The sequence below is a fragment of the Shimia sp. R10_1 genome (assembly GCF_017744095.1).
GTDB lineage: Bacteria > Pseudomonadota > Alphaproteobacteria > Rhodobacterales > Rhodobacteraceae > Shimia.
Window position 1 is genome coordinate 51336 of record NZ_JAGHQX010000004.1, and the last position, 23265, is coordinate 74600.

Below are 23265 nucleotides of genomic sequence, written 5' to 3' on the forward strand. Positions count from 1 at the left end.
TGACATGGCCTATGTGCCAGACACAATTTTCGCCTTAGCAACGGCCCCCGGTAAAGCGGGGGTCGCTGTCGTTCGTGTGTCCGGTTCCCGGGCTGCTGAGGCGGGCAGGGCGCTTTTCGGAGCGTTACCCAAACCACGAAATGCTGCTTTGAAGATCTTGAAAGACAGCGAAGGCCGTCGTCTGGATCAGGCTTTGGTGCTCTATTTCGAAGAGAAAGCCAGTTTCACCGGCGAAGAGGTCCTTGAGCTTCATCTGCATGGCTCTACCGCCGTGGTGAACGCAGTCTTGCGAGAGCTTTCCGAGATAGATGGTCTTCGTTTGGCTGAAGCAGGGGAGTTCACTCGTCGTGCTTTGGAAAATGGCTGTCTTGATCTTGCGCAGGTAGAGGGTTTGGCGGATCTGATTGATGCAGAAACCGAAGCTCAACGACGGCAAGCCTTGCGCGTTTTGTCTGGCGATCTCGGTGATCTCGCGGGCAAATGGCGTAGCGATCTGATCCGAGCTGCAGCTCTCATCGAAGCCACCATTGATTTTGCCGACGAAGATGTTCCTGTCGATGTGACCCCTGAGGTCACGGAATTGCTCTCTGGCGTGCGATCTGAATTGGATCGTGAGATTGCAGGAGTAGATACCGCCGAACGCATTCGCACTGGATTTGAGGTGGCTATACTTGGCGCGCCCAATGTCGGGAAATCCACTTTGCTCAATGCGCTTGCTGGGCGCGAAGCGGCGATCACCTCTGAATATGCTGGCACCACGCGCGACGTGATCGAGGTCCGTATGGAGCTGAATGGCTTGCCTGTGACCTTGCTCGACACCGCAGGATTGCGTGAAACGGATGATCATGTTGAAGGCATTGGGATCCAACGCGCCCGTGAACGGGCAGAGGCAGCAGATTTGCGCCTTTTCCTTAGAACTCAGGATGAAAGCCCTGACTTTGAACCTATGCCAGAAGATGTGATCCGGATTGCAAAGGCTGATACGCTGGATGATCTGGACAACGCGATATCTGGAAAGACTGGTTTCGGTGTCACGGAGTTGGTGGCTGAAATTACCGATAAACTGTCAGAACAGGCATCGAGATCCGGTGTCGCAACGCGTGAACGTCATCGTATCGCTATGAAGCGCGCATCAGAGTCCCTTGATGCAGGCCGGGCTGTTCTCGCCTTGGGACCAGATCACTATGATATAGGTGCTGAAGAACTGCGAACGGCGATTCGATCCCTTGATTCTATCGTTGGGCATGTCGATGTAGAGAACTTGTTGGATGAAATTTTCTCAAGTTTCTGTATCGGAAAGTAATCAAAGTTAAGGGAGTGTTTCACGTGAAACATTTTGACGTCATTGTTGTGGGCGGCGGACATGCCGGAGCGGACGCTGCCGCCGCGGCTGCGCGTATGGGGGCCCAAACGGCGCTTATCACGCTGAAGAAATCCGGCATTGGCGTCATGTCCTGCAACCCTGCGATTGGGGGCCTTGGTAAAGGCCATCTGGTGCGTGAAGTGGATGCGCTGGACGGTGTGATGGGCCGTATCGCCGATAAGGCGGGTATTCAGTTTCGCCTTCTTAACCGCCGCAAAGGCCCCGCAGTACAAGGCCCACGCGCGCAATCTGATCGCAAGATTTACCGCACAGAGATGCTGGCAGAGATCGAAGCCATACCAAATCTGACAATTGTCGAAGGCGAAGCCACGGATTTTCGTATGGAAGGGCAGGCCGTGCGCGGCGTGATCCTTGCAGATGGCTCTGAAATTTCTGCGCATGCCGTCGTCCTGACTACAGGCACCTTTTTGCGCGGTGTCATTCACATTGGCGATGTCTCGCGTCCTGGCGGGCGGATGGGTGATGAGGCCTCCGTCAAGCTTGCCGAGCGCATCGACAGTTTTGGCCTGCCTCTGGGCCGCCTGAAAACTGGTACGCCACCGCGTTTGAACGGCAAGACCATCAAATGGGATCTGTTGGCCAGCCAGCCGGGGGATGAAGACCCTGTTGTTTTCTCCTTCCTGAACAAAGCTCCCCTCGCGCGTCAAATTGCCTGTGGCATCACCCATACCAATCCCAAAACCCATGAGATCATTCGCGAGAACCTTGATCGCTCTGCTATGTATGGCGGCCATATCGACGGGGTTGGGCCACGGTATTGTCCATCCATCGAAGATAAAATTGTGCGCTTCGCGGATAAGGAGTCCCATCAGGTCTTTCTTGAGCCAGAAGGTCTGGATGATGACACGGTGTATCCAAACGGAATCTCCACTTCTTTGCCTGTAGATGTGCAGGAAGCCTATGTCCGGTCGATGTATGGCCTTGAAGATGTCGAGATCGTTCAGCCCGGTTATGCGATAGAATACGACTATGTTGACCCACGAGCATTGAACGCTGAATTGGGTGTGAAGGGGGTTCCGGGTCTATATCTTGCGGGACAGATTAATGGCACCACTGGATATGAAGAAGCGGCGGCACAGGGCCTTGTGGCTGGTTTGAACGCTTCTTTGTATGCAAAGGGCAAAGAGCCGCACCATTTCAGCCGTTCCGATAGCTATATTGGTGTGATGATAGATGACTTGATCACGCGCGGTGTGACTGAACCCTATCGTATGTTCACGTCGCGTGCTGAATTCCGTTTGTCCTTGCGCGCTGATAATGCGGATCAACGACTTACACCGATGGGGATGGAGCTTGGGCTGATCGGAGAAACCAGGAAAGACGCCTTTGCAAAGAAGCAGGAGATGCTCTCAGCTGGGAGGACGTTGCTCGAACAGGAGATCTTTACACCAAAACAGATCAAAGATGCAGGGATCGCTGTCAATCAAGATGGTAATCGCCGCTCTGCGTTTCAGGTGCTTGCATTCCCTGAGGTGGGATTTGAGGATTTGATCGCGTTGAATGGCGCTTATGAAAATGTAGACAAAGAGATCCAGTTGCAGTTGGAGCGGGATGCACTTTATGCAAACTACATTGAACGTCAAAAACGCGATGTAGACGCCATGCGGCGGGATGAAGCGCTGATTATTCCGTCGGGCTTCGATTTCGATGTCATTGATGGATTAAGCAACGAATTGAAATATAAGCTTAATTCGGTTCGCCCATCTAACTTGGGACAAGCCGGACGTATCGATGGTATGACACCTGCTGCATTGACACTATTGCTTGCGAAGCTGCGGCAGGCGCAGAAGGCAAAGTCAGCATGACGGACTGTTCGGTCTCAATTCGAAATAAACTAGATGTTTCACGTGAAACATTTGAGCGTCTAGAAATTCTTGCCGAACTCTTGGTGAAGTGGAATCCGCGTATCAATCTGGTTTCTAAGAGCACTTTGGACGCACTCTGGGAAAGACACATTCTGGATTCTGTGCAAGTGCTACGGTGTGCGCCAAGTCGTGCCAATCATTGGGTTGATATCGGTAGTGGTGGTGGATTTCCTGGGTTGGTTGTCGCGCTTATGAACGCGGAGCGCGAGGCGCCTGAAGGTGTGACGCTTATCGAAAGCGATCAAAGAAAATGCGCCTTTCTCCGAACAGTTTTAAGAGAAACCGGTGTTGAGGCTAAGATTCTCACTGAGCGCATTGAAAAGGCTCCTGCACAAAATGCAGATGTCCTTTCTGCGCGCGCATTGGCCGATCTAGGGTTACTTTTTGAGTTTACTGAGCGCCATTTGCATAGAAACGGTACCGCCGTGTTCCCAAAAGGCGCGAATTGGGAAAAAGAACTTAAATCCGTCCAGGAATTATGGTCATTTGATTACGAAGTGGTAAAGAGTATTACAGACTCTCAAGCAGTCATCCTGAAAGTCGGAGAACTCAAACGTGTCGGATCCCACACGCCCTAAGGGCCCTAAAATCATTGCTGTGGCCAACCAAAAAGGGGGAGTGGGGAAGACCACAACAGCAATCAATTTGGCTGCTGCTTTGGCCGAACAAAAATGCCGGGTTCTTCTGGTAGATCTGGATCCACAAGGGAACGCCTCCACTGGGTTGGGTATTGATGCTGAAGACAGAGAGCACACCACATATGATCTTTTGACAGGGGAAGCTGAGCTCGAAGACGTTGTTCAAGCCACTGAAATGGAGACAATGTGGATTGTCCCGGCGACTGTTGATCTTAGTTCTGCTGACATTGAGCTTATGACCAATGAAAAACGTAGTTTTCTCCTGCACGATGCTTTGCGCCAGCCAGCGATGGATGGATATGAGCTCGACTACATTCTTGTCGATTGCCCGCCCTCTCTGAACTTACTAACTGTGAACGCTATGATTGCAGCACACTCTGTGCTTATCCCTCTGCAAAGTGAGTTTTTTGCACTTGAGGGGCTTTCTCAATTGATGCTCACCGTGAGGGAAGTGCGTCAAACAGCGAATTCTGGTCTTCGGATTGAGGGCATTGTTTTGACCATGTTTGATGCAAGGAACAATTTGTCCCAACAAGTCGAACAAGATGCGCGCGACAACTTGGGGGAATTGGTCTTTGAGACGAAGATTCCGCGCAACGTCCGCGTTTCTGAAGCGCCATCATACGCACAGTCGGTACTGGAATATGATCCGACTTCAAAAGGTGCCGAAGCCTACAGGTCTTTGGCAAAAGAGCTGTTGGCCAAAAACTACAAAGTAGCAGCATAAAGGAGGCCAGGATGGCAGACAAAAAGAAACCACGCGGCCTTGGCCGTGGCCTCAGTGCTTTGATGGCTGATGTGACCGAAGATACAAATGCACAATCGTCAACCACACCGAGACGCGCGGATATGGTGGTGCCAATCGAGAGGATTGAACCAAATCCAGATCAGCCACGGCGCGACTTTACACCAGAACAGCTTGACGACCTCGCGAATTCTATTCGCGAAAAAGGTGTTATTCAGCCTCTTATCGTTAGAAAAAAGGCTGGTGATCACTATGAAATCGTAGCTGGCGAACGCCGTTGGCGCGCGTCGCAGATGGCGAAACTGCATGAGTTGCCTGTCATCGTACGTGACTATGATGATACAGAAGTTCTTGAGATCGCGATCATTGAGAACATCCAGCGCGCTGACTTGAACCCAGTTGAAGAGGCAATGGGCTATCGCCAACTGATGCAGAAGTTTGGTCACACTCAAGAGAAGGTGTCAGAAGCGCTTGGCAAGAGCCGCAGCCACATCGCGAATTTGATGCGGTTGTTGAATCTTCCAGATGATGTGCAGTTGATGCTGAGAGAAGGTCATCTCTCGGCCGGCCATGCGCGGGCGTTGATCACTACGGACAATGCTTCTGAGCTTGCGAAAAAAGTGGTCAAAGATGGATTGTCGGTAAGACAGACGGAAAAATTGGCCAAAAAAGCGAGCTCTCTCGTCGAGCAAGTTAAAAAATCTCGCCCAAAGATACATAAGGACGCCGATACAGTCGCGCTAGAGGGCGATCTTTCTGCCAATTTAGGGATGAAAGTCAGTGTTGATCACTTTTCTGGCGGAGAATCTGGGAAAATTACTATTAGTTATCAGACACTTGATGATCTTGATGAACTATGCCGGATTTTGTCTTCTACGCGTTAGGGCGCGTCCAGAGGAAAAAAAGTACCGCACTCAAAACCATCGCTTGAATGACCAAGACGATGGTTTTTACATCAAGGGCGACAGAAATTGCAAAAACTGCAGCGATTGAAAGTGTGGCAGCTCGTTTTGCTGATGGTTTGATTGCTCCGTTGCGATTCCAGTCTTGGATCATTGGACCAAACACCTTGTGACTGAGCAACCAGTCGTGCAATTTCTCAGACGAGCGCGCAAAGCAGAAAGCCGCAAGAAGTAGGAATGGCACGGTTGGCAATAGAGGCAAAACGACGCCAATCAATGCGAAGGCTACGCAAACCAATCCACACAACAACCATATTGCTCGCATCAATCCACCAAAAGCTCAGATAAGACTGAATTTAGGACCATACGTCCCTCTGGCAAGACGCGCAGATGCCGCACATCACGCGCGATCATACCTATGTCGATGAGGTTATCGACACGTTTTCCCTCAAGAGGTCTGCCTGCCAACGCCTCATATCTATTGAGATCGATTCCTTCGCTTAGTCGAAGTCCCATCAATAGAAATTCCGCTGCCTGATCCTCTTGAGAGATGGCCTCTCGAAGGTTTTCACCATTCCCCGCTTCTGCTTCCTGTAGCCATCTGTTGGGATTTCGCCACGTTTCTGTAGCGTATCGTGTCCCCTGGACAGTCACACGGGCATGAGCCCCTGGGCCAATGCCTGCATAATCCCCATAGCGCCAGTAGATTTGGTTGTGCCGAGACTCAGAACCGATAGCAGCGTAGTTGGAGACTTCATAAGGCAGCATCCCTGCCGCGGCGCAAATTTCCTGCGTTGCTTCGTACATGTCTGCGGCAAGGTCATCTTCAGGCAGGCCGCGCAGTTTTCCTCGGTTGTACCGGTCACCAAATGCGGTGCCTTGTTCAATTGTAAGCTGATACAGTGACAAGTGATCGATTGTCATGGATAGAGCTTTGGAAAGTTCGCCTTTCCAGGCATCTAAAGTCTGATCTTGACGCGCGTAGATCAGATCAAAACTGACCCTATCAAAAGTTTTCCTTGCAATTTCAAAGGCTTTCCTAGCCTCTGAAACAGAATGGATCCGTCCAAGTCGACGTAGATCGTCGTCGTTAAGCGCTTGGATGCCCATAGAGATCCTATTCACGCCGCCGTCCCGATAGGCGACAAATCTACCCGCTTCGACAGAACCAGGATTCGCTTCTAGCGTGATTTCCATGTCGTTTGATGTTGGCCAGAGTGTGCGCACACGATCTAAAATAGATGCGACTATTTCCGGGTCCATCAAGCTAGGTGTTCCACCGCCAAAAAATACAGTGTTCAGAACCCGCCCTTGTGTTTCTGCGGCGACACGATCCAATTCTGAGAGATAAGCACGCAGCCACCGGTTTTGATCGATTTCACGGCTGACATGGCTGTTGAAATCGCAGTAGGGGCATTTGGCCTGACAAAATGGCCAATGAATATACAGGCCAAAGCCCCCGTTTTGCCAATCCTCAGCCAAAACAGCCCGCCACAAAGGCTTTCACGGCGCGACCGCGATGACTGATTTTGTTTTTTTCCCAGCGATCCATTTCCGCAAAGGTCACGTCATGGCCTTCAGGAACAAACATAGGATCATAGCCAAACCCGTCTTTGCCACGGATAGGCCAGACAAGATGGCCGGGCGCCACGCCCTCAAAGACTTCGTCATGTCCGTCTGGCCATGCCAGCACCAAGGTAGAGCGGAACTGTGCGAGGCGTGGGTGCGGAGCATTGATTGATTCAAGCTCCTCATGCGCGCGTGTCATAGCCATCATGAAATCTCGGCCATTCTCGGTTTCAGCCCAATCCGCAGTATAGACACCAGGCGCGCCATTCAACGCATCAATGGTGATCCCGCTGTCATCGGAGAGGGCGGGCAGGCCAGTCGCTTTGGCAGCCGCATGTGCCTTGATACGCGCGTTGCCGACAAAGGTGTCTTCGGTCTCTTCTGGTTCTGGCAGATCCATTTCTGCAGCACCTATGACTTTTACGCCAAAGGGCTCGAGGAGATGTGTCATCTCCTCGAGCTTGCCTTTGTTGTGCGTTGCCATCAGCAGAGTTTTGTCTGCGAACTTGCGGGTCATGCGACGGCTGCCTCTTGAGCGGCAACGAGTTCTGCCACGCCTTTTTCTGCAAGATCAAGCAGTTGGTTCATTTGATCGCGGGAATAGGTCGCGCCTTCCGCTGACATTTGGGTTTCGATCATTTGGCCGTTTGCGAGCATGATGAAGTTACCGTCTACGCCGGCTTCGCTGTCTTCTGGATAGTCCAGATCAAGCACAGGCTGACCTGCGTAGATGCCACAAGACACCGCGGCAACCGGGGAGATCAGCGGATCAGATGTGACATCGCCGGCTTTCATCAGCTTGTTCACTGCCAGACGAAGCGCCACCCAGCCGCCGGTGATAGATGCACAGCGCGTGCCGCCGTCGGCCTGAATGACATCGCAGTCCACGGTGATCTGGCGTTCACCCAGCGCCACACGATCAACGCCAGCGCGCAGAGAGCGGCCAATCAGGCGCTGGATTTCCACGGTGCGGCCACCTTGTTTTCCAGCGGCGGCTTCACGGCGCATACGCGAAGATGTGGAACGTGGAAGCATTCCGTACTCAGCTGTTACCCACCCCAGGCCAGAGCCCTTGATGAAAGGGGGGACGCGAGCTTCCAATGAGGCAGTGCAAAGCACATGGGTGTCGCCCATTTTGATCAGGCAAGAGCCTTCGGCGTGTTTGGTCACATTTGTTTCAATCGACACTTCACGCATTTCATTCAGCTGACGTCCAGAGGGGCGCATGGGAAATTCCTTCTCTTGATTTCATTTGGGCATAGCCGCGTGGGCAGGGCGGGTGCAACCCCGATTGACCTTTGCGCTTGAGCCTATTTTATTGAAAGACAGAAGGCACGGGCAGATGACAGACACCACTAAAATCCTAGAAGAAATGAATGATCGCAGTCGAGAAGTGTTTCGCCGTGTGGTCGAAGGCTATCTTGAGACCGGCGACCCAGTCGGATCACGGACGCTTACCAGATCGCTTTCTGAAAAAGTCAGCGCGGCAACAATTCGAAATGTGATGCAGGATCTGGAATATCTTGGCCTGTTGGACAGCCCACATGTTTCTGCTGGACGCGTTCCAACTCAGCAGGGTTTACGCATGTTTGTGGATGGATTGCTGGAAGTCGGTGACCTTGATCAGGGCGACCGCAAGAAAATTGATGCGACCTTGGGGGAAAGTGACACAGATGTGAGCAATATGCTCGATCGTGTCAGCACCGCACTTTCCGGCGTCACACAAGGCGCTTCATTGGTGCTTGCGCCCAAACATGAAGCACCAATCAAACACATAGAGTTTGTATCGCTGGCGCATGACCGCGCACTTGTGGTTCTGGTGTTTGCCGATGGACATGTCGAAAATCGATTGTTTACGCCACCGCCGGGGCAAACGCCAAGTTCAATGCGTGAGGCAGCCAATTTCCTAAATGTAGTGGCCGAAGGGCGCACATTGAGTGAGGTTGGGAAAGCGGTGCGTGAAGAGATTGCCCGCCGTCGCCAAGAGATAGACACACTTGCAGCAGATCTTGTGGAGAGCGGAATCGCGCTGTGGGCCGGCGACGGGGGGCAAGAGGAGCGCCTTATCGTGAGAGGCCGTGCGAATCTGCTTGGAACCGATGCAGAAGAGCAGGACTTGGAACGGATTCGGACGTTGTTTGATGATCTGGAACGTAAGCGCGATATTGCCGATTTTCTGGAACTTGCAGAGCAAGGCGATGGCGTGCGCATTTTTATTGGCTCAGAGAACAAACTTTTTTCACTTTCGGGTTCCTCTTTGGTGGTGTCTCCCTATATGAACGCTGATCGAAAGATCGTGGGTGCTGTTGGGGTCATTGGGCCCAAGCGCCTGAACTATGGACGCATTGTGCCGATTGTGGATTACACGGCACAACTGGTTGGAAAATTGATATCTGACCGCGGTTAGAGGTGAAAAATGGCTGAGCCGAAAGACAATGAGTTTCTGGACGATATCGCAGAAGCCGAAGCCGAAGAATTTGCTCAGAGCCTTGATGAGCTCGCAGATGAAGCGGTTGAACTGGATGAGTTGCGCGCAGAGCGTGACGAGCTGAAAGATCGCTGGATGCGTGCGTTGGCCGATGCCGAAAACGCACGTAAGCGCGGCGACAAAGCCCGTCGTGACGCGGAGCAATATGGTGGTTCCAAACTGGCTCGCGACATGTTGCCTGTATTTGACAACATGAAACGTGCCGTTGAATCCATCACCGAAGAGCAAAAAGAAGCTTCCTCTGCATTGATTGAAGGTATCGAGCTGACAATGCGTGAGCTGCTGAAAACCTTCTCTAAGCATGGCATCGAAATGATTTCGCCCGAAGTGGGCGACAAATTCGATCCAAATGTTCACGAGGCGATGTTTGAGGCCCCAGTGCCCGGTACCAAAGCTGGCGACATTATTCAGGTTTCCGCACAAGGCTTCATGCTTCACGATCGGCTTCTGCGGCCAGCTCAGGTGGGGGTGAGCTCCACACCAGCTTGAACTAAATAATAGCAGTTTGCTAAAGCCTCCGACTTTTCGGGGGCTTTTTTGTTGAAACTCTTTGATCTGAAGCTGCGAAATTCAGAAGCTTCTTCTATGCGCGCTTCTGAATTTCTACCAATAGCCTTGCGTCAGAGCGACTTAAACGGCGACGTCGATTGGAAGTTACAGAACTGAATTCTGGTGCACTCGGCAAAAACGCAGTCATTTCATCGGAGTCGACAGCTTCAAAAAGGGGCATGTCTGCTCCAGCATGGCGCATTTCGACTTGCATACCGTCCGCTGTGATAATTTGCGGAACATCGCAAAGCGCAAGGAAGTACTCCGTGCTTGGGCTGTGTGAAATGTCTTCCATTATGCCGCGCCACCCGATGAGGTCCTTGACTGGAACCATAACCTCGCGACTTGTGAAGGCTGCTTCAAAGGCAAAACTCCGCATCCAAATTCGAGTGTTAGGGGCGAGCCAGCAATCTCTTAATGGTACATTGCGACCCAGTGCACCTGCTGGCACCTTGATCGGACATTCGACCGCAGAGAGTTTTCCAATCCAACGGACAGGGCTGAGGCCGCGATCGCGGCTGACGATCTCGTCTCCAACCCGAAGAGTTTCGACCTTCACTTCTCCTCTCCGGGTTGCGATTTCTGTGCCGCGTGTCACCAAGCTTATATCTTTGGAAGCAAGACTTTCGATTTGATGCTCACAACTGCCTGTAAGGGCCTTAACGTTCTGTTCCACTTTCTGCTCTCCCATCACCAATAGACTGACCGTTTCTTCGATCAGCATCCCCGCGGTGGCAGTGTGTTCGTGGTTAAAGCCCTGGCAGAGGCTGTTTCTTCAGTTGCAGCGCTTTTCTGCGTCCTCAACAGCGGCGGTGAAGCCTCTCAATGAGAACGTGTCCGCTGTTTTGGTCCCACGCGAGGATCGGGCGGTCAACGTTGCATCTGCACCGCGTTTCATCGCTGCTACGATCTTTGCGTCATCACCAGAGGAGGCGGGCCAGGCCCATTCGCCTTCGGTGATCATGACAAAGCTTTGCCCATCGATGCTCACTTCAACTGTGGATCCCCCAGCAAAAGGGTAACCACCAGTAAAGCCCACCTGTGCAGAAACGCTTTCGTGCGGCAGGAAGGAAACCATCAGAAGGATATCGCTGCGTCTCACGGCAACCACCTGACCGCCGCGCGTATTTACGCTCTCTTTTGCAGTGCTCACCGCCCAACATTCACGTTTGTCGCCGTCTTTGTGTTCAAAAACGCTCCAATCCGTGATGGCGTTCACTTGGTTTTCGCTTGATGCTTGTGCTGAAACACTGCCACCCCAAAGTGTTGCCGCTATGCACAGCGCTGTCATCCAACGTGATGTCATGCTCTTCTACAGCCTCCAAGCTGTCTGTTGCCTCTTGTCGCCGCCCGCTGGCTTTGCACCATTTGTCTTGGGCTGACGCTTATTATACGCGATACAGTGAGCTTAGCCCATGATTGCCGCGAGACGAAAGACCCGTTGGCACAAATTTGCCCATGAAAGCGAGAGATTTATGACCAATGCCGTGCCCATGACTGAGATTTGGCGGGGAGATATTCTGGAGAGTGTCCACAGTGGGCATGCAGTGGTCTGCAACGTGGAGGGCGATATTGTAGAAGCTTGGGGAGATCCAGATGCAGTGGTGCTGCCGCGGAGCTCTTCCAAGATGATACAGGCACTGCCTTTGGTGGAAAGCGGCGCAGCGGATGCCGCAGGTCTGACAGACAAACACTTGGCGCTGTCTTGTGCCTCTCACAATGCCTCCAAAATCCACAACGATATGGTGAATGCCTGGCTTTCAGCGCAGGGGTTTTCGGATGATGATCTGATCTGTGGCCCCCAGGAGCCGCGCGATATTGGCATTCGCGACGAGTTGATACGCTGTAATGATCCTGTGTGTCGCGTGCATAATAACTGTTCTGGAAAGCACACTGGCTTTTTGACACTCACAAAACATCTGGGCGCAGAGCGAAACTACACAGACATCGATCACCCTGTGCAAAAAGCCGTTTTGGCAGCGCATGAAGACCTTACCCAAGAAACCAGCCCAGGATACGGTATTGATGGCTGCTCGGCGCCCAATCACGCAAGCACACTCAAAGGTATGGCGCGCGCGATGGCTTTCTTTGCTGCAGCGCGGGAAGGGCAGGGTACGCGAGAAACAGCCGCGGCGCGTTTGCGCGATGCGATGGCGAAACATCCGGAATATGTCGCGGGCGAAGGTCGCGCTTGTACCAACCTAATGCGGGCGATGGGCCACAAGGTTGCCATCAAGACCGGCGCAGAAGCATATTTTATCGCCATTTTGCCGGAACAAAAACTTGGAGTGGCGTTGAAAATCATCGACGGGGGCACCCGCGCTTCTGAGAATGCGATTGCAGCCATTCTCGCTAAGCTTGGCGTTCTGGATCCTGCTCACCCTGAAACCGCAAAGTATTTGGATGCGCCGATCAGAAACTGGGATGGCTTGCAAACAGGCATCATGCGGGCGTCTCCCGCGCTGCGTTAAAGTCTTTGTGTGATAGCCATCAGGCTGGAGCCTATAAACTAGGCTCCAGCAATTGTGTCTGCGCCTACAGCGCGTCCCAAAGTAGTTTCAGAGCAAGCGCAACCGAGGTCACAACCAAGAGAGGACGGATCAATTTCGCGCCTTTGGCCATCGCAACCTTTGCGCCGAGCCGCGCACCAAGGATTTGCATGGCCCCCATTGCCAAGCCAATCGCCCAAAGTGGGTTTGCCACGAGTATAAAGCCAGCCAGCCCACCGACATTTGATGCGAAGTTCAAGAGCTTTGTATGCGCAGTGGCCTTCAAAATCCCGTAGCCCCCCAAAGCTACGAAGGCGATCATGTAAAAACTACCTGCCCCCGGTCCGAGAATTCCGTCGTAGAATGCCACCAAAGGAACAGCAGACAGCGAAAAGGCAACCGGTTTGAGCCGTGCTGTTCTGTCCATCTCCCCGGGATCCTTGCGAAGTGCAAAGAACAGTGCGATGCCGATCAGCAATACTGGCAAGACAAGCCGTATCCAGTCTGTTGGCAGGAAAGAGACCGCCAACGCACCGATAAGCGAGGCAAAGAACGCCACAAGCGCTGGCACGGCTTGCGATTTAAGATCTACAAGTCCGCTTTTTGCATATGCGTAGGCGGCTGTACCTGAGCCAAACATGCCTTGAATCTTGTTGGTGGCCAATGCTTGCACCGGTGGAACACCTGCGATGATAAGTGCCGGAACCGTGATCAACCCACCACCGCCAGCGATAGCGTCTACAAAGCCCGCAAAGAACCCTGCTGCCAACAAGAGCAGCAGCCCTTCAATCCCAAATTCAAGCATAGATCAGAGGCCTACAAAATCGGACTTAGCATAGCCTTGGATATAAAGCAGGGCCGTCAGATCGCCATGATTGATACGAATGTCGCATTCTGCTGCGACAGAGGGTTTGGCGTGCAGTGCTACGCCGGCGCCAGCAAGCCCAAGCATGCCAAGGTCATTGGCGCCGTCGCCCACTGCCAAAACGTCTTCATGCGCCAAGCCTAAACGCGCTGTGATTTCTTTCAGTGCCTGTACTTTGGCTTCACGACCCAAGATGGGATAGCCCACCGCGCCGGTCAGTTTTTCATTCTCCACCAATAAGGTGTTGGCGCGGTTCTCGTCAAAGCCAAGTTCAGACGCCACTTTTGCAGTGAACGCTGTAAAGCCCCCTGATACCAACGCGGCATAAGCGCCATTGGCTTTCATCGTTGCCAAAAGCGCTTTGCCGCCGGGCATGAAGGTGATGCGCTCTGCCAGCACTCTGGAGATCACGCTCTCATCCAGGCCTTTCAGAAGACCAACACGTTCTGTCAAAGCCCCTTCAAAATCGAGCTCGCCATTCATAGCCCGCGCCGTGATGTCTTTGACGCGTTCGCCAACACCGGCCTCATCAGCCAGCTCGTCAATGCACTCCTGTTCGATCATGGTGCTGTCCATATCCGCGAGCAGCATCTTTTTGCGACGTCCCTCGGTGGGTTGCAGAACCAGATCCACGTGCGCTTTCTGAAGATCCTCCCACACTGTCCAAAGCGTGTCGGGTTTGATCGCAAGAGGAAACTCGGCGGCTTCGCCTTCTGCGAGCCAATGCGCCTCGCCGCCGCCCCAGGCATTTCGCAGAGACTCCACAAGCGCGCGATCCAGGTTTGGCGCGGCAGGGTTGGTCAAAAGCGTGGCGGTGAACATCGGCGACCTCAACAGATTTGGAATGTGGATGAGCGTCATAGAGCATGGCAGAGCCGGTGATTCCAGTACCAGATTTTGGTGCGGATAAGGTTTTCTTCACCAGAATCTGCACGCCCCACCTCCCTGAGCGCTTCAGGTACAGGTGTTTCCGATAGTGGTCATTTTGCGTCGCTTTTACCGCACAAAAAGTCGCTGTTGTCTTTTTACCTGTTGTCGACCGCCATCAATCCGCCTAAGCCGGTCCGTGGGACACCTCTCCCCAACGAGAGGCATTTATCTGGAAGGATAGCATTTATGGCTACTCAGCAACCGGCGGTTCGCCCGGCGAATCCGCGTTTCTCCTCTGGCCCTTGTGCCAAACCCCCCACATTTGATGTCACCAAGCTCGCCGATGCCGCTCTCGGCCGCAGCCACCGTGCCGCCATCGGCAAGGACAAGCTGAAGGCCGCGATTGAAGGCACGCGCGAAATTCTGGGCATCCCCGCAGACTACCGCATCGGCATTGTGCCCGCATCTGACACTGGCGCGGTTGAAATGGCGCTTTGGTCGCTTCTTGGTACGCGCAAAGTTGAAATGCTCGCATGGGAGAGCTTTGGCGCTGGCTGGGTCACCGATGTGGTGAAGCAGCTTAAAATCGACGCTGAAGTCAAAACTGCCGAGTACGGTGAGATCGTAGATCTGGCGGCCGTAGATACTAAGAACAACGATGTGGTTTTCACGTGGAACGGCACCACCTCCGGCGTGCGTGTGCCAAATGCAGACTGGATTGCGGATGATCGCGAAGGGCTGACCATCTGTGATGCCACCTCCGCCGCATTTGCAATGGATCTGCCGTGGGACAAGCTGGATGTAACCACTTTCTCCTGGCAGAAAGTGCTGGGTGGAGAGGCTGCGCATGGCGTTATCGTCCTGAGCCCACGTGCTGTTGAGCGTTTGGAAAACTATACGCCTGCATGGCCGCTGCCCAAAATTTTCCGTCTGACGAAAGGCGGCAAACTGATCGAGGGCATCTTCACTGGCGCCACCATCAACACACCCTCCATGCTGGCCGTCGAAGACTACCTTTTCGCGCTGGATTGGGCCCGTTCTGTAGGTGGCCTGAAAGGACTTATCGCGCGTGCTGATGCCAATGCCAAAGCGGTGTTTGATTTCTGTGAGGCAAATGACTGGATCGAAAATCTTGCAGAAGACACAGGCACACGCTCGAACACATCTGTTTGCCTGAAATTCACTGATGCCCGCATTCAAGACGGTGCAGCCTTTGCCAAAGCAGTGGCCAAACGTCTCGAAGCCGAAAACATCGCGCTCGACATCGGCGCGTATCGCGACGCCCCTGCAGGTCTTCGTATCTGGTGTGGTGGCACCGTAGAGACATCCGATCTGGAGGCGATGTTGCCATGGCTCACCTGGGCTTTTGAAGCAGAAATCGCAGCGCAAGTTTAAGAGCTGCGCCCCAAGGGCAAACCCTACGTAGGGTGCGCAATCTCTGCGCACCTTCCCTGACCTAGATTTTCCAAAGGACGCTCAAAATGGCTCCCAAAGTACTCGTATCAGACAAGCTTAGCGAAACCGCTGTTCAAATCTTTCGCGACCGCGGCATCGACGTGGATTTCATGCCTGACCTTGGCAAAGACAAAGAAAAACTTGCCGAAGTGATTGGCCAATACGATGGTCTGGCGATCCGTTCTGCCACCAAAGTGACCCCCACGATTCTGGAAGCTGCAACCAACCTGAAGGTTGTTGGCCGCGCAGGGATTGGCACCGATAACGTCGACAAAGAGGCGGCCTCCAAAAAAGGTGTGATCGTCATGAACACGCCTTTTGGAAACATGATCACCACCGCTGAACATGCCATTGCAATGATGTTTGCTGTGGCACGTCAGATTCCTGAGGCGTCTGAATCCACGCACGCCGGTAAGTGGGAAAAATCCAAGTTTATGGGTGTTGAGCTCACCAACAAAACGCTGGGTGTGATCGGTGCTGGCAACATCGGCGGTATCGTTTGCGACCGCGCCCGTGGCCTGAAAATGAAAGTGGTCGCATATGATCCGTTTTTGTCTGCTGAAAAAGCTGACAAAATGGGCGTGGAAAAGGTTGAGTTGGATGATCTGCTGGCGCGCGCCGACTTTATCACTCTGCACGTCCCCTTCACGGAAGCCACTGCAAATATCCTGAGCCGTGAAAACCTTGAGAAAACCAAAAAGGGTGTCCGCATCATCAACTGCGCGCGTGGCGGTTTGGTCGATGAAGAAGCTCTGGCAGAACTTCTCAAGTCTGGCCATGTCGCTGGAGCAGCTTTCGATGTGTTCTCCGAGGAGCCAGCGAAAGAAAACGCGCTTTTCAATCTTCCAAATGTTGTTTGCACCCCGCATCTTGGCGCAGCCACCACGGAAGCACAAGAAAACGTAGCGCTGCAAGTCGCTGAGCAGATGGCCAACTATCTACTGACTGGTGCTGTGGAAAATGCCCTCAACATGCCGTCTGTGACTGCAGAAGAAGCTAAAGTTATGGGCCCGTGGATCAAGCTCGCGGATCACCTTGGCGCTTTCTCAGGTCAGATGACCGACGAGCCGATAAAGGCCATCAATATCCTGTATGATGGTGTGGCGGCTGAGATGAACTTGGCTGCTTTGAACTGTTCTGTTGTTGCCGGGATCATGAAAAAGGCCAACCCAGATGTGAACATGGTTTCAGCGCCTGTTGTCGCCAAAGAGCGCGGTATTCAGATTTCTACCACCAATCAGGACAAGTCCGGTGCATTTGATGGCTACATAAAGGTGACCGTCGTGACCGATAAACGTGAGCGTTCGATTGCTGGCACGGTGTTCTCTGATGGCAAGCCGCGTTTCATCCAGATCAAAGGTATCAACATTGATGCCGAGATTGGCGCAAACATGCTCTATACAACTAACGAAGATGTGCCTGGCATTATTGGCGCATTGGGGCAGACTTTGGGAGACGAGGGCGTGAATATCGCGAACTTTACCCTTGGTCGGGCAGATGTCGGCGGAGAGGCGATCGCGTTGCTTTACGTTGATGAGCCGGTTCCAGCTGAGGCACGAGCGAAGCTGGCAGAAACGGATATGTTCCGCCAGATCAAACCATTGGCGTTTGATGTCGCTTAAGCTCGAAGCATTCAAAATAGAAAGGCGCTGCTATTTGGCAGCGCCACTTTTGTTTTTATGCGGGGCAGTTTCTTTGCTTGTGGTTCAATGATCTTCAATCAAAAGTGGCTGCGCGAATTGAGGGGCTGAACATGAAGCGTCTGCTTCCAAATTGAGTTGGTGCGTTGAAGCGCTGCGCATCGCATTTTTTGACCAACAATATCGAAGAAGAATACTGATGACAGATCCAATCTACGCCATCGGGGACGTTCATGGCCAACTCGAAAAACTCCTTGAGGTTATTGCACGGATCGAAGCCGATGGTGGGCCGACCGCCAATATTGTCTTTCTAGGCGATCTTGTAGATCGCGGTCCGGACAGTTCAGGTGTGATCGAATTGGTTATAAACGCCCGTCAACTGGGGAAAAACTGGCAAGTCGTGAAGGGCAATCATGACCGCATGTTCCAGTACTTCATGGAAGACACACCCAGACACGACACCCGGTTGCGGGCAGAGCTTTCTTGGATGCACCCGCGATTGGGTGGCCGGGAAACGCTCGCAAGCTATGGCGTTGATGTACACCCTGATCGCACTGAACAGGATTTACACGCCGAAGCGCGTGCCAAGGTACCACAATCACACATGGCCTTTATCGAAAGTCTGCCCTTCTTTCATCAAGTTGACAATCTCCTGTTTGTCCATGCAGGCATCCGACCTGGGATTGCTTTGCCGAAACAGTCAGAAGACGATTTATGTTGGATCAGAGATGACTTTTTGAATTATCCTCGCCAGCACCCCTGGCTTGTCGTCCATGGTCATACCGTGGTGCCTGCTGTCGAACACAGGGGGAACCGTGTGAATTTGGATACTGGTGCTGGTTACGGAAATCCGATTTCAGCAGTGGTGTTTGAAGGGGACCAAGTTTGGCGTTTGGGTCCAAATGGGCGTGAACTTCTTACACCCGCAGCAATCCAGATCTAGCTTTGGAAAAGCTGGTGCCTCAAGAGGGACTCGAACCCCCGACCTTGTCCTTACGAAGGACCTGCTCTACCAGCTGAGCTATTGAGGCACTCAGGCAGCTCGTTTAAACGCTCGTGCTTTGGCGCGCAAGAGTATCCAGCGATACGGTTGTACGTTTTCTCCCCGTTTTTGTGAGGTGCTATCGTGCGAATTCAACAATTCTGAGCCAGTTGGCAGGCAATACCGGCCTCAATTAGATGCTTATCTTGCCGAGACGGTCAAAAACCGTTATCGCGCGAGCGATATATGGACGAAGGATTAAGACATGTCGGCTCCGAAGAAAGTTGTGCTCGCCTATTCCGGTGGCCTGGATACCTCGATCATCCTGAAATGGCTGCAAACCGAATATGGTTGCGAAGTGGTGACCTTTACCGCGGATCTGGGTCAGGGCGAAGAGCTGGAACCCGCGCGCCAAAAGGCCGAGCTGCTGGGGATCAAACCCGAAAACATCTACATCGAAGATGTGCGCGAAGAGTTCGTGCGCGATTTTGTTTTCCCGATGTTCCGCGCCAATGCGGTCTATGAAGGGCTTTATCTGCTTGGCACGTCCATCGCCCGCCCCCTGATTTCAAAGCGTCTGATTGAGATTGCTGAGGAAACCGGCGCAGATGCGGTGGCGCACGGCGCAACCGGCAAAGGCAATGATCAGGTCCGTTTTGAACTGGCGGCCTATGCATTGAACCCGGACATCAAAGTGATTGCGCCTTGGCGCGAATGGGATCTGTCTTCCCGTACCAAGTTGATCGACTTTGCTGAACAGCACCAAATTCCAATCGCAAAAGACAAACGCGGCGAAGCCCCGTTCTCTGTGGATGCAAACCTTCTGCACACGTCTTCCGAAGGCAAAGTGCTTGAAGATCCTGCCGTTGCCGCGCCAGACTATGTGTACCAGCGCACGGTGCATCCTGAAGACGCGCCAAACGAGCCAGAATTCATTGAGATCGGTTTTGAAAAGGGCGATGCCGTCAGCATCAATGGCGAAGCGATGAGCCCTGCGACCATCCTCACCAAATTGAACGAATATGGTGGCAAGCACGGCATTGGCCGCTTGGATCTGGTGGAAGGCCGTTTCGTGGGTATGAAATCTCGCGGCATCTATGAGACGCCAGGTGGTACGGTGCTTCTGGAAGCGCACCGTGGCATCGAGTCAATCACCATGGACCGTGGCGCGATGCACCTCAAAGACGAATTGATGCCAAAATATGCTGAGCTGATCTATAATGGCTTCTGGTATTCGCCAGAGCGTGAGATGCTGCAGGCGGCGATCGACAAATCTCAAGAGCATGTCACCGGTACAGTTCGTGTGAAGCTCTACAAGGGCAGCGCAACCACTGTGGGCCGTTGGTCCGATTATTCGCTCTATTCTGAAGAGCACGTGACATTTGAAGATGATGCCGGTGCCTACGATCAGAAAGACGCAGCTGGCTTCATTCAGTTGCAAGCGTTGCGCCTGAAACTTATCGCAATGCGCAACAAGCGTAACAGCTGATTGTCTTATATTTGAAACGCTGAAAACCCGCCCTTTGGGCGGGTTTTTTGTGCCTGCAAAACACAAAAGTTTCGACGTGTATTCGTTCAGTGGTGAGCGACATAAAAATGCGCCGATTCCATTTTGTGTACCGGATCCTGTGATTTCTGCGGCTTACAAGTCAGCGGGTAGGTTGTGTTACTGTCGCATCCAGTGATGGGGTAAGTTCCGGTGTGCGAACACGCGGAAACGGCGGTAGCCAGGCAAGTAACAAGGATCAGTGAGCGCATTGGGGTCTCCTTAAGAAGTGACATATTGGTTTTGCGCGGCACTAACGCTTATCAGCCGGCCAAAACATGTCGGGACGGGCCATCTGTTTGATACTTTCGGCCAGAGCGTTGAAATGCGCTGTACGTCATCGATTATCCCTTTGCTTTTGACTACTTAACGTTGGGGTAACCAGTGTCACGTAACTCTTGCGACATAGCATTGAGACTGCGATTGAGTGCTAAGATTTAACCGTTTTTTGGGAGGACACATGCTGGAAGAGATTGCCGCGCAGATGCGCGAAGGGCTGAAAGACAAAGCGTTTGACAGCACGCTCAAATTTGATTGTGGTGACGCCGGGGTACTGGTGTTGGCAGATGGCACAGCGTCTGTCGAAGATCGAGAAACTGATTGCACAATCAAAATCTCTGCTGACAATCTGATCAAGCTTTTGGCGGGTGACCTAAAGCCAACAACGGCATTGATGTTGGGTAAGCTCAAAGTCTCCGGTGATATGGGGGTTGCGATGAAGATGGGTCAACTTCTGGCGTAAGCACTCTTATTGTTTTTTGAGGAGGCAGGAGGACCTGCCTTCACCCAAAAGCTTTTGTAATTTGTAGGCTTTCATTTTCAGAAGGCGATTTTTGTTCACGCAAAGAACTGGAAAGCTGACAAGCGATCTGTTCCGGCGTACCTAGTAAACTCCTGAAACATGTTCACACGTCGATGGACGTTTCCTTGCCACAGTTGGCAACTTGCGGTGAAAAATCATTGGGGGCACCACGAGTGACGCGCACAAATGACAATGACTTTGCCGCCTCGAGTGATCCAAAGTCTTTGCTTATTCTTGGTGGAACTGGGAAACTCGCCCGCCTGATGCGCGCTACAAAGCAACAGGATAATTCTTTGTTGCCCGATTGGCTGCCAATTTGGGCGGGACGCAAAGCTGACGATGGCGTTGACTTCACCTTTACAGAGACAACGACCGAGTTTCCAAGGGCAGATGCCGTCCTGGCGCTTTGGGGCATAATTCCAGGCGGCGGCGATCTTTCGCAGAATGCGCGATTGGCGACGCGCGCTGTAGATGTTGCAATCTCTTGTGGTGCCGACAAGGTCATCCATTGTTCGAGCAGTGCGGTTTATGGCCCCGGTCAGATGCTCTCTGAAACGTCAAGTCTCCTTCCTTTGAACGCTTATGGTGAAGCAAAAGTCGCTATGGAAGAGGTGGCGCTTCAGTCTCTTGGAGCGAATGAAACATCTCCCAGATCATTTATTTTGCGCCTATCGAATGTTGTGGGCGCTGATAGCCTGTTTGGTTCGATCGAACGCGGCGGGCAATTGACGCTTGATCGTTTTGCAGATGGAGAGAGCCCAAAGCGCAGCTATGCCACACCCAGAATTGTCTGGGCAGCGGTGGAGGCTGTCCTGAGCGGCCAAACGTTGCCAGATGTGCTCAATGTGGCTGCATCTGCACCTGTGGCCATGCACAGTTTACTTGAGGCAGCCAATCATCCGTTTGAATGGAAAGCCGCGCCGGAAAGCGCAATAGCGGAGGTCTCTTTGGATGTTTCAGAGCTTCAACGGTTGACCCCAACAGATCTGCGTGTGACAGCACCGCAAATGATTGAGGAATGGCGCGCAGTGCGCAAGGCTTTGGCATGACAGGCAGCGGAACGACGTTGGGCCGGCGGCTCATGGATTTGGTTTGGGTGTTGCTTCTGCTCGTGCTTTTATGGCCTGTGATGCTCCTCATTGGATTGTTAATCCTGATCCAAGACGGGCGACCTGTGTTTTATGTGTCTGAACGCATGAAAACGCCTGAGCAAGGTTTTCAGCTTCTCAAATTCCGCACAATGACCAACGTTGATGCAGACAGCGGCGTATCTGGTGGGGACAAAGCCCATCGGATTACACAAATTGGTGCATTTCTGCGCAAATACCGGTTGGATGAGCTACCACAGCTCCTCAACATTTTGCGTGGTGACATTAGCTTTGTAGGTCCGCGACCGCCTTTACGTCGGTATGTTGAGAGGTTTCCGGACCTTTATACAGAAGTGCTGAAGGACCGACCAGGCGTGACCGGATTGGCCACTCTGATCTATCATCGCACCGAAGAGCGCTTGCTGGCGCAGTGTGAGACCGCTGAGGAGACGGAGGCAGTTTACGAGCGCCGCTGCGTGCCGCGCAAGGCGCGACTCGATGTGCTTTATGCAAAGAAACGGACGTTGTGCAGCGATCAGAGACTGACGGTGGCAACAGTGTTTCGTCGGGTTTCGCCTGTTTATAGAAACCGCGATCAGGGCTGATCGAACGCGCGTCTTTGCTTTCAACAAGCTTCACCTTGGTGTGACAACACGTTTCATGGGATTGAGACTCTTTGCCCGGCACAGCAGGATCGGGACAGCAAGGAGTTGTCCGATGAAAAAATTGCAAAATCTGAAAACAGCAGCCCTTTCAGCTTTTATTGTTCTGGGAACGCTGGCACACGGAGATCGCGCCCATGCGATGAATAGCGAAACGCTGATTGTCGCCGGTGGGTGTTTCTGGTGCGTGGAGAGCGATTTTGAAAGCGTTCAGGGCGTTAAAGAAGCGCGATCAGGCTTTATTGGCGGTTCTACTGCAAATCCAAGCTACAAGCAGGTAACCAAAGGTGGCACCGGACACTACGAAGCGGTGGAAATCACTTTTGATCCGGCAAAAGTTTCACGTGAAACGCTTCTGGATTTGTTTTTCCGCTCTGTAGACCCTACGGATGCCGGCGGACAGTTTTGTGATCGGGGCGACAGCTATCGCACCGCCATATTTGTTTCCAACACAAGTGAACAAACAAAAGCTGAAGCGGCAAAAGTAAAGGCCCAAGCGCAGTTGGGGCAGACGATCGTGACGCCTATTTTGTCCGCTGGACCCTTTTATGAGGCAGAAGCGTACCATCAGGACTACTACAAAGGCAGCAAGATCGTTCTCACCCGTTTTGGTCCCAAAAAGCAGAGTGAAGCGTACAAACGTTATCGCAAAGCCTGTGGTCGGGATGCACGCGTGAAAGCCCTGTGGGGAGACGCTGCACCATTTGTTGGGCACTAGATGCGTTA

At 52.7% G+C, this 23265-nt stretch carries 24 protein-coding genes and 1 tRNA gene; 16 read left to right on the top strand and 9 right to left on the bottom strand.

Annotated features, from left to right (window positions below; translation table 11 throughout):
- Positions 1-4 precede the first annotated feature (4 nt).
- The 5 genes from mnmE to J7413_RS09170 are packed head-to-tail and all read left to right on the top strand — an operon-like array spanning position 5 to position 5516.
- Positions 5-1303: a tRNA uridine-5-carboxymethylaminomethyl(34) synthesis GTPase MnmE gene (gene mnmE, locus J7413_RS09150; RefSeq protein ID WP_209097783.1), complete on the top strand. Its 1299-nt coding sequence runs from the start codon at positions 5-7 to the stop codon at positions 1301-1303.
- A 23-nt stretch (positions 1304-1326) separates the two neighbouring features.
- Positions 1327-3189 carry a tRNA uridine-5-carboxymethylaminomethyl(34) synthesis enzyme MnmG gene (gene mnmG, locus J7413_RS09155; RefSeq protein WP_209097784.1) on the top strand — a complete coding sequence of 621 codons (1863 nt, stop codon included), beginning with the start codon at positions 1327-1329 and terminating at the stop codon, positions 3187-3189.
- On the top strand, positions 3186-3827 hold the full coding sequence (rsmG, locus tag J7413_RS09160) for a 16S rRNA (guanine(527)-N(7))-methyltransferase RsmG (protein WP_209097785.1): 642 nt from the start codon (positions 3186-3188) through the stop codon (positions 3825-3827). The genes mnmG and rsmG overlap by 4 nt, the downstream gene beginning before the upstream one ends.
- A complete protein-coding gene (locus tag J7413_RS09165; RefSeq protein ID WP_209097786.1) occupies positions 3805-4614 on the top strand; it encodes a ParA family protein in 810 nt (269 codons plus the stop codon). Before rsmG ends, J7413_RS09165 begins: the two co-directional genes overlap by 23 nt.
- 11 nt (positions 4615-4625) lie before the next feature.
- Positions 4626-5516 (top strand): ParB/RepB/Spo0J family partition protein, encoded by an 891-nt coding sequence (locus J7413_RS09170; RefSeq protein ID WP_209097787.1) that lies wholly within the window; start codon positions 4626-4628, stop codon positions 5514-5516.
- On the opposite strand, the gene J7413_RS09175 is transcribed toward J7413_RS09170, so the two are convergent.
- The 4 genes from J7413_RS09175 to rph are packed head-to-tail and all read right to left on the bottom strand — an operon-like array spanning position 5506 to position 8330.
- Positions 5506-5859, bottom strand: a complete 354-nt coding sequence (locus J7413_RS09175) for a YbaN family protein (RefSeq protein ID WP_209097788.1) — start codon at positions 5857-5859, stop codon at positions 5506-5508. The two genes, J7413_RS09170 and J7413_RS09175, sit on opposite strands and share 11 nt — an antisense overlap.
- Positions 5859-7016 (bottom strand): radical SAM family heme chaperone HemW, encoded by a 1158-nt coding sequence (hemW, locus tag J7413_RS09180; RefSeq protein WP_209097789.1) that lies wholly within the window; start codon positions 7014-7016, stop codon positions 5859-5861. The genes J7413_RS09175 and hemW overlap by 1 nt, the downstream gene beginning before the upstream one ends.
- A complete protein-coding gene (gene rdgB / locus J7413_RS09185; RefSeq protein WP_209097790.1) occupies positions 7009-7620 on the bottom strand; it encodes an RdgB/HAM1 family non-canonical purine NTP pyrophosphatase in 612 nt (203 codons plus the stop codon). Before rdgB ends, hemW begins: the two co-directional genes overlap by 8 nt.
- Positions 7617-8330, bottom strand: coding sequence for a ribonuclease PH (gene rph / locus J7413_RS09190; protein ID WP_209097791.1), 714 nt, complete (start codon positions 8328-8330; stop codon positions 7617-7619). Before rph ends, rdgB begins: the two co-directional genes overlap by 4 nt.
- Positions 8331-8445: 115 nt before the next feature.
- Here rph and hrcA point away from each other — a divergent pair, with 115 nt between their 5' ends.
- Both hrcA and J7413_RS09200 read left to right on the top strand, forming a co-directional pair.
- Positions 8446-9510 carry a heat-inducible transcriptional repressor HrcA gene (hrcA, locus tag J7413_RS09195; protein WP_209097792.1) on the top strand — a complete coding sequence of 355 codons (1065 nt, stop codon included), beginning with the start codon at positions 8446-8448 and terminating at the stop codon, positions 9508-9510.
- Between the two features lie 9 nt (positions 9511-9519).
- Positions 9520-10080, top strand: a complete 561-nt coding sequence (locus J7413_RS09200; protein WP_209058282.1) for a nucleotide exchange factor GrpE — start codon at positions 9520-9522, stop codon at positions 10078-10080.
- Positions 10081-10174: 94 nt separating this feature from the next.
- Here J7413_RS09200 and J7413_RS09205 read toward each other — a convergent pair whose 3' ends face one another.
- Together J7413_RS09205 and J7413_RS09210 are read right to left on the bottom strand one after the other, a co-directional pair.
- On the bottom strand, positions 10175-10864 hold the full coding sequence (locus J7413_RS09205) for a Hint domain-containing protein (RefSeq protein WP_209097793.1): 690 nt from the start codon (positions 10862-10864) through the stop codon (positions 10175-10177).
- A gap of 51 nt (positions 10865-10915) precedes the next feature.
- Positions 10916-11446 (bottom strand): invasion associated locus B family protein, encoded by a 531-nt coding sequence (locus J7413_RS09210; RefSeq protein ID WP_247743430.1) that lies wholly within the window; start codon positions 11444-11446, stop codon positions 10916-10918.
- Positions 11447-11615: 169 nt separating this feature from the next.
- On the opposite strand from J7413_RS09210, the gene J7413_RS09215 reads away from it, so the two are divergent.
- Positions 11616-12611: an asparaginase gene (locus tag J7413_RS09215; protein WP_209097794.1), complete on the top strand. Its 996-nt coding sequence runs from the start codon at positions 11616-11618 to the stop codon at positions 12609-12611.
- A gap of 64 nt (positions 12612-12675) precedes the next feature.
- Here J7413_RS09215 and J7413_RS09220 read toward each other — a convergent pair whose 3' ends face one another.
- Positions 12676-13434, bottom strand: coding sequence for a TSUP family transporter (locus J7413_RS09220; protein ID WP_209097795.1), 759 nt, complete (start codon positions 13432-13434; stop codon positions 12676-12678).
- A 3-nt stretch (positions 13435-13437) separates the two neighbouring features.
- Positions 13438-14316, bottom strand: coding sequence for a phosphoserine phosphatase SerB (serB, locus tag J7413_RS09225; protein ID WP_209097796.1), 879 nt, complete (start codon positions 14314-14316; stop codon positions 13438-13440).
- 294 nt (positions 14317-14610) lie between these two features.
- On the opposite strand from serB, the gene J7413_RS09230 reads away from it, so the two are divergent.
- The 3 genes from J7413_RS09230 to J7413_RS09240 all read left to right on the top strand — a co-directional run bounded on the left by J7413_RS09230 (position 14611) and on the right by J7413_RS09240 (position 18402).
- On the top strand, positions 14611-15759 hold the full coding sequence (locus J7413_RS09230; RefSeq protein WP_209097797.1) for a phosphoserine transaminase: 1149 nt from the start codon (positions 14611-14613) through the stop codon (positions 15757-15759).
- An 86-nt stretch (positions 15760-15845) separates the two neighbouring features.
- A complete protein-coding gene (gene serA / locus J7413_RS09235) occupies positions 15846-17441 on the top strand; it encodes a phosphoglycerate dehydrogenase (RefSeq protein ID WP_209097798.1) in 1596 nt (531 codons plus the stop codon).
- 217 nt (positions 17442-17658) lie between these two features.
- A complete protein-coding gene (locus J7413_RS09240) occupies positions 17659-18402 on the top strand; it encodes a metallophosphoesterase family protein (protein ID WP_209097799.1) in 744 nt (247 codons plus the stop codon).
- Between the two features lie 12 nt (positions 18403-18414).
- Here the strand turns inward: J7413_RS09240 and J7413_RS09245 are convergent.
- Positions 18415-18490: transfer RNA gene (locus J7413_RS09245), tRNA-Thr, on the bottom strand.
- Between the two features lie 216 nt (positions 18491-18706).
- On the opposite strand from J7413_RS09245, the gene J7413_RS09250 reads away from it, so the two are divergent.
- From J7413_RS09250 to msrA, 5 genes are all read left to right on the top strand, one after another.
- On the top strand, positions 18707-19930 hold the full coding sequence (locus tag J7413_RS09250; protein WP_209097800.1) for an argininosuccinate synthase: 1224 nt from the start codon (positions 18707-18709) through the stop codon (positions 19928-19930).
- Positions 19931-20447: 517 nt separating this feature from the next.
- Positions 20448-20729, top strand: a complete 282-nt coding sequence (locus J7413_RS09255; protein ID WP_209097801.1) for an SCP2 sterol-binding domain-containing protein — start codon at positions 20448-20450, stop codon at positions 20727-20729.
- Between the two features lie 353 nt (positions 20730-21082).
- Positions 21083-21838, top strand: a complete 756-nt coding sequence (locus tag J7413_RS09260; protein WP_209097802.1) for an NAD-dependent epimerase/dehydratase family protein — start codon at positions 21083-21085, stop codon at positions 21836-21838.
- Entirely contained in the window at positions 21808-22482 is a 675-nt protein-coding gene (locus J7413_RS09265) for a sugar transferase (RefSeq protein WP_247743431.1), read from the top strand. The genes J7413_RS09260 and J7413_RS09265 overlap by 31 nt, the downstream gene beginning before the upstream one ends.
- 112 nt (positions 22483-22594) lie before the next feature.
- Complete coding sequence (msrA, locus tag J7413_RS09270) at positions 22595-23257, top strand: peptide-methionine (S)-S-oxide reductase MsrA (protein WP_209097803.1); 663 nt, start codon at positions 22595-22597, stop codon at positions 23255-23257.
- The last annotated feature ends 8 nt before the right edge of the window (positions 23258-23265 follow it).